Annotated in this window: 3 protein-coding genes; 1 reads left to right on the forward strand and 2 read right to left on the reverse strand. The window is 69.0% G+C overall.

The window, feature by feature from the left end; genetic code table 11:
• Window positions 1–411 (forward strand): SOS response-associated peptidase family protein (locus GPA_RS07675; protein WP_167536620.1); only part of this gene is annotated, 411 nt, incomplete at its 5' end.
• A gap of 18 nt (window positions 412–429) precedes the next feature.
• Here GPA_RS07675 and GPA_RS18080 read toward each other — a convergent pair.
• Window positions 430–606, reverse strand: coding sequence for a hypothetical protein (locus GPA_RS18080; protein WP_015539504.1), 177 nt, complete (start codon window positions 604–606; stop codon window positions 430–432).
• Window positions 607–623: 17 nt separating this feature from the next.
• The coding region (locus GPA_RS07680) for a serine hydrolase (protein ID WP_041239280.1) at window positions 624–1511 on the reverse strand (888 nt) is incomplete at its 5' end.

Here is a 1511-nt window from a genome sequence, read left to right on the forward strand (position 1 = left end):
GTACCAGGTGAGCTGGGCAAGCGACCCGTGTTCAACACGCGCGTGGACACGGCCACCGGCCCGCGCGGCCAGATGTGGCGCGAGTCGCTGGAGCAGCGCCGCTGCGCCGTGCCCACGCTGGGCTTCTACGAGCCCCACAAGACGGAGCGCGCCGTGAGCCCCAAGACGGGCCGCGAGGTGAAGGTGCAGTGCGCGTTCGGCCTACCGGATAACCCGGTCACGTTCTTGGGCGGCATCTACGAGGACGGCCATTTCTCGATCATGACCTGCGAGCCCAACCGCTGGGTGCGCGACGTGCACGACCGCATGCCCCTCGTGCTGCGCCCGTCCGAGCTGGGCACTTGGCTGGGCCCGCGCTACGCCGACCTGTTCGACCGTCGCGACGTGGAACTGGCCTGCCGCGTGGCGTGACCGGACGAGGCGCGTCCCCTACGCCAGGTCGCCGCACGCGGCGAACACGGCGGCGATCACGTTCTCGAACAGCTCCACGTTCGAGGTGGTGTACGGTATGTTCGACATGACGCTCACCAGGTAGCGGCGGCCGTCCTTCACCACGATGCCCGCGTCGCACAGGGCGTTGTACTCGCCGTTCTCGAACGATTCCATAGACCAGCCCGGCTTGCTCAGTACTTGGGGTTCTCGTTCTTCAGCGCCTCGCGCAGGTAGGACGTCTCGTCCTTCTCGAGCAGCCCTGCGAGCCACTGGGCCGTCTCGGTGCCGGAGGCCAGGTACTCGCTCGCGTTCAGCCACAGCCGCATGCCGTCGCGCACCGTGTAGCGCGGGAACCACGTGTCGTAGGCCAGCGCCGGGTCGACGCCCAGGCCCTCGAGGTACGCCGCCAGCGCGTCGTCGCTGTAGTCGTTGCGCAGCGCGCCGTAGGTGTCGTTGCTGGAGAACAGGATGGCGCTCTCTATCATGCTGCCGATGAGGTCGGAGCCCTGCGAGGAGAACACGCCCGACTCGCTCATGACGCCGCTCGCGACGAAGTCGTCGCGAGCGGCCAGGCCCGTCTCTATCTGGCTCTGGCAGAAGTACACGCAGTACGGCCCCTTGAACGAGCTGGCCCCGTAGAACTCGGCATCCACGTTGGCGGCGATGCCGCGGCCGGTGCCCAGGTCAACGAGCGCGAACCCGAAGGAGCGGTCGTTTTCCGCGAAGGGGGCGAATGCCTGGTCGATCGCCGCCTTCGACGCATCGGACAGCACGGGCTGCACGGACTCGGTACTGCCCTCCGCCGGGGCAGGGGCGAACGCCTGCGGCTCCGTGCCCGTCGGAAGGTTCAGTTCGGCCAGCTCAACCTGGACGGCGGGCAGCGCCGCCAGGCGCTCCTCGGGCGTGGGAGGGCTCTCGGGCTCGGCCTCGGCGGCGTGCTCCTCTTCCGGCGGGTGAGCGGAGCAGGTGCTGAACAGGGTGGATATCCCGAACACGAGCAGCGCGCACACGGCTACGGCGCCTGCGACGAGCACGATCCTCCGCAGCGGGTTTTGGTCGGGCCCGCCGCCGGCGTAGAG

The sequence above is a fragment of the Gordonibacter pamelaeae 7-10-1-b genome (genome assembly GCF_000210055.1).
GTDB classification, from domain to species: domain Bacteria; phylum Actinomycetota; class Coriobacteriia; order Coriobacteriales; family Eggerthellaceae; genus Gordonibacter; species Gordonibacter pamelaeae.